Consider the following 5,000-nt stretch of genomic DNA (forward strand, 5'->3'; position numbering starts at 1 on the left):
CCCGACCTGCTGGACCTGGCCTCCGAGACGACCACCGGGGCACCCGGCGCCCCCGAGCCCGCTGGCGGCGAGGTGGCGGACCTCGGTGGCCTGCTGCGCCGAGGCCTGCGGGTCTTCGCCGAGAACAAGCTGGCCCTCGTCGGCGTGGCCATCATCGTGGCTGCCGTCCTCTTCAGCTGGGTCGGCCCGCTGCTCTACCACACGAACCAGACCAACGCCCAAGAAGCCCTGCTGAACTCCACCCAGAACGCCCCGCCGAGCGGCGCCCATCCCCTGGGCACCGACGAGAACGGCTTCGACATCCTGGGTCGGCTGATGGTCGGCGGCCAGATCTCCCTGGTCGTGGGTTTCGCCGCCGCGGCGATCGCCAGCGTGGTCGGGGCCCTCTACGGCGCGGTGGCCGGCTTCTTCGGCGGCTGGATCGACGCCGTCATGATGCGGATCGTCGACGCCTTCCTCTCCATCCCGGTCCTGTTCCTCGCCATCGTCCTGGCGGTCATCTTCCGGCCGTCCTTGCCGGTGTTCATCTTCGTCATCGCCTTCGTCTCCTGGCTCGTTCCCGCCCGGCTGATCCGCGGCGAGACCCTGTCGCTGCGGGTCCGGGAGTACGTCCAGGCGGTGCGGGCCATGGGCGGGAGCCGACGCCGGGCGATCCTGCGGCACGTGATCCCGAACACCATCGGGACCATCATCGTGAACGCCACCTTCAACGTGGCCGACGCTATCTTGCTGCTGGCCGCCCTCGGGTTCATCGGCCTCGGGGTGCCTGCCCCCCAGACCGACTGGGGCTCCATGCTGTCCAATGGCGTGAACTTCGCCCTGGATGGCTACTGGTGGGAGATCTTCCCCGCCGGTCTTTGCATCGTCCTCGTGGTCGTGGCCTTCAACTTCATCGGGGACGCTCTCAGGGACGCCCTGGAGGTCCGCCTGCAGCACCGCTGACCCCAGCAGCGGCCGAGGTGGTGGTGCCGTCGGCGCCCGCCGGTGCCCCGAGGGCCGGCACCAGCGGAGTGTGGCAGGCGGCCACGTGGCGGGACCCGAAGGCCCGCAGGACCGGCTCCTCGACGGCGCAGCGCTCGCTCGCCCGAGGACAACGGGTCCGGAACCGGCAGCCCGAGGGCGGGTGGACCGCCGAGGGCAGTTCCCCTTGGAGGTGGTGCCGCTCGAGGCGCCGCTCCCGAGCCGGGTCCGGCTGGGGCACGGCGTCGAGGAGGGCCTGGGTGTAGGGGTGGGCCGGTCGGTCGAAAACCTCCTCGGCCGGGCCGACCTCGACGAGCTTGCCGAGGTACATGACCCCGACGCGGTCGGCCACGAAGCGGGCCACGGCCAGGTCGTGGGTGACGAAGACCATGGCCAGGCGGTAGCGGCCCTGGAGCTCGGCCAGCAGGTTGAGCACCTGGGCCTGCACCGAGACGTCCAACGCCGAGACCGGCTCGTCGGCCACGATGAGGCTCGGTTCGAGGACCAGGGCCCGGGCGAGGCCGACCCGCTGGCGCTGCCCCCCGGAGAGCTCGTGTGGGTAGCGGTCCAGGGCCGTGACCGGCAGGCCGACCTCATCGAGGATGGCCCGGATCCGCCGTTCCCGCTCCTGGCGGTTCCCGATCCCCTGAATCGCCAGGGGCTCCTTCAGGATGGTCTCGACCCGCATCCTCGGGTCCAGGGACGAGTAGGGGTCCTGGAACATCATCTGCAGGCGCCGCCGGGCCTCCCGTCGCCGCTCGCCCCGGAGGCGGCCCAGGTCGGCTCCCTCGAAGCGGATGGTGCCCCGGGTCGGCTGTTCGAGGGCCACGGCCAGGCGACCCACGGTGGTCTTGCCGCACCCCGACTCCCCGACCAGGGCCACCACCTCGGCCGGGGCCACGGCCAGCGACACCCCGGAGACGGCGTGGACCACGCCCCGGCCCCGCCGCAGGGCCCCCCCGAGGGGGTACTCCTTCACCACCGACGCCAGCTCGAGGAGCGGCGTCGCCCGCTCACCGTCCTGTTCGCCCGGAGCCGACCCGTGGGCGGCGGCCGGGACGGCCACCTGGTCCCCGGCGACGCCTGGCGCCCCGACGGCCGACTCGATCGGGATGGCCCCAGGCGCCCCGTCCCTCGTCGCCTCCGAGCTGCTCGCCTCCTCCTCGGCGGGGGCCACCGGGTGCCGGCAGGCCACCAGGGCCGGACCAAGGGGCACCAGGGGGGGCTCCCCCGCCAGGCAGTCGGCTTGCGCGGCGGGGCAGCGAGGCGCGAAGCGGCAGCCGTCGAAGGCCTTGGAGAGGTCCGGAGGGAGGCCCGGGATGGCCCGGAGCCGCTCCCCCCGAGGCTGGTCCAGGCGGGGAACGGACGCGAGCAGCGCTTCGGTGTAGCGGTGCCGGGGGGAACGGAAGAGCTGGTCGGTGGCAGCCTCTTCGACCACCTTGCCGGCGTACATGACCGTCGTCCGCTCGGTCCTCCCGGCGATGACCCCCATGTCGTGGGTGACCAGGACGACCGCCATGCCGAGCCGCTGGCGCAGGTCGTCGATGAGGTCCAGGATCTGGGCCTGGATGGTCACGTCGAGGGCCGTGGTCGGCTCGTCGGCGATCAGCAGCTTCGGCTCGCACGCCAGGGCCATGGCGATCACCACCCGCTGGCGCAGGCCGCCGGAGAGCTGGTGCGGGTACGCCTCGAGGCGCTCCTCGGGTCGGGGCATGCCGACCAGTTCCAGGACCTCCAGGGCCCGGGCAGAGGCGTCCCGCCAGCTGCAGCCCCGGTGCACCCAGACCGCCTCCGCGATCTGGCGGCCGATGCGCATGGTCGGGTTCAAGGAGGTCTGGGGGTCCTGGAAGACCATGCCCACCTCGGCCCCCCGGATCTGGCAGAGCTCCTGCTCCCGCAGCCCCACGAGCTCCCGGCCTTGCAGGCGGATGGAGCCGCCCACGATCCGCCCACCCACCGGCAGCAGCTGCATGACCGCGAGGCCGGTGGTCGTCTTCCCGCAGCCCGACTCCCCGACCAGGCCGAGGGCTTCGCCCGCCCGGACCTTGAGCGACACCCCGTCCACCGCTCGGACCCGGCCGCTTCGCATCGTGAACTCGACTTGGAGATCCTCGATCTCCAGCACGGCCGGCTGTTCCACCTGGCCTCCTCCCCTTCCTGCGCCCGCCGAGCCCTTCACCCCTGACTGGTCAGCCTAGAGGACCCCGGACGCGCCGGTGGGGCCAGCGCCGCAGCACTGGCCCCACCCTGCGTCGAGATCCGGCGACGTCCTACTCTCCCAGGGGATCCCTCCCCAAGTACCATCGGCGCTGGTGGGCTTAACTTCCGTGTTCGGAATGGGAACGGGTGTTTCCCCACCGCCATGGTCACCGGACAGCCGTCGCCGCAGTGGCTCCCCACTGCGCCAACTCGGGCCGCCTGGACCCTGAGCCCTCCATTGCGAGCACGAGCAACGACGCTCTCCAAGCCCTCGGCCGATTAGTACCGGTCGGCTGAACACGTTGCCGTGCGTACACCTCCGGCCTATCAACGTGGTCGTCTAGCCACGGGCCTTACCAGGTTACCCTGTGGGAGACCTCATCTTGGAACGGGCTTCGCGCTTAGATGCTTTCAGCGCTTATCCCAGCCGTAGGTCGCAAACCAGCCGTGCCCTTGGCAGGACAACTGGCACACGAGAGCTACGTCCGTCCCGGTCCTCTCGTACTAGGGACAGCCTTCCTCAGGTCTCCTGCGGCTGCATCGGATAGGGACCGAACTGTCTCACGACGTTCTAAACCCAGCTCGCGTACCGCTTTAATGGGCGAACAGCCCAACCCTTGGGACCGGCTTCAGCCCCAGGATGCGACGAGCCGACATCGAGGTGCCAAACCTTCCCGTCGATATGGACTCTTGGGGAAGATGAGCCTGTTATCCCCGGGGTACCTTTTATCCGTTGAGCAACGGCGCTTCCACACGCAACCGCTGGATCACTATGCCCTGCTTTCGCACCTGCTCGACTTGTAGGTCTCGCAGTCAAGCTCCCTTCTGCCATTGCACTCGACGGCTGATTGCCAACCAGCCTGAGGGAACCTTTGGGCGCCTCCGTTACCTTTTAGGAGGCGACCGCCCCAGTCAAACTACCCACCTGACGCGGTCCCTGACCCGGATCACGGGCCCAGGTTAGGGGCCCGGCACGAAAAGGGTGGTATTTCAACGGCGACTCCACCCCGACTGGCGCCGAGGCTTCACAGTCTCCCACCTATCCTACACAATCCGTACCAAACCCCAACATCAAGCTGTAGTAAAGGTCCACGGGGTCTTTCCGTCCTGATGCAGCGAACGAGCATCTTTACTCGTACTTCAATTTCGCCGGGTCTGTGGTTGAGACAGTGGGGAAGTCGTTACGCCATTCGTGCAGGTCGGAACTTACCCGACAAGGAATTTCGCTACCTTAGGACCGTTATAGTTACGGCCGCCGTTTACCGGGGCTTAGGTTCAGAGCTTCGCCCGAAGGCTAACCCTTCCCCGTAACCTTCCGGCACCGGGCAGGCGTCAGAGCGTATACATCGTCTTAGGACTTCGCACGCTCCTGTGTTTTTAGTAAACAGTCGCTTCCCCCTGGTATCTGCCACCCCCTCGAGCTCCGGACGCGAGGTCCTTCACCCTAACGGGGCCATCCTTCTCCCGAAGTTACGGATGCAATTTGCCGAGTTCCTTAACCACAGTTCTCCCGATCGCCTCGGTATTCTCTACCTGCCCACCTGTGTCGGTTTGGGGTACGGGCACCGTGCCAGCTCGCTAGAGGCTTTTCTCGGCAGCATGGGATCAGTGACTTCACCTGGATCGGCTCGGCGTCGCGTCTCAGGCTGTGTGAGGCCCGGATTTGCCTAGACCTCGCCCTACACGCTTACCCCAGGACAACCAGCGCCTGGGTTCACCTACCCTCCTGCGTCCCCTCATCGCTACCCTCCCCAGGATCGGTCGGTTCGACCCGAAGGTCAGCCCCTTAGGACACCTGGCTTGGGTTGGGCGCGGGCACGGTGGTACCGGAATATCAACCG

The 5,000-nt window shown here is 68.3% G+C and carries 2 protein-coding genes and 2 rRNA genes (1 of these 4 running past the window's edge); 1 reads left to right on the plus strand and 3 read right to left on the minus strand.

Translation table 11 applies throughout. The features are described from left to right. Window positions 1–72: 72 nt before the first annotated feature. Complete coding sequence (locus tag Acit_RS07625) at window positions 73–942, plus strand: ABC transporter permease (protein ID WP_376746032.1); 870 nt, start codon at window positions 73–75, stop codon at window positions 940–942. On the opposite strand, the gene Acit_RS07630 is transcribed toward Acit_RS07625, so the two are convergent. The 3 genes from Acit_RS07630 to Acit_RS07640 form a co-directional block, all read right to left on the minus strand. Next, window positions 905–3,049, minus strand: a complete 2,145-nt coding sequence (locus Acit_RS07630) for a dipeptide ABC transporter ATP-binding protein (protein WP_376746033.1) — start codon at window positions 3,047–3,049, stop codon at window positions 905–907. The two genes, Acit_RS07625 and Acit_RS07630, sit on opposite strands and share 38 nt — an antisense overlap. 168 nt (window positions 3,050–3,217) lie before the next feature. Then, window positions 3,218–3,334: ribosomal RNA gene (gene rrf, locus Acit_RS07635) — 5S ribosomal RNA — on the minus strand. 84 nt (window positions 3,335–3,418) lie between these two features. Further along, a 23S ribosomal RNA gene (locus Acit_RS07640) occupies window positions 3,419–5,000 on the minus strand (it continues 1,520 nt past the right edge of the window).

The sequence above is a fragment of the Aciditerrimonas ferrireducens genome (assembly GCF_023130475.1).
In the GTDB taxonomy this organism is placed as follows: Bacteria; Actinomycetota; Acidimicrobiia; order Acidimicrobiales; family UBA8190; genus Aciditerrimonas; species Aciditerrimonas ferrireducens.

Excerpts from the sequence above, each read along its gene's own strand:
- Acit_RS07630 (WP_376746033.1), bottom strand. The coding sequence starts at position 3,049 with ATGCGAAGCGGCCGGGTCCGAGCGGTGGACGGGGTGTCGCTCAAGGTC.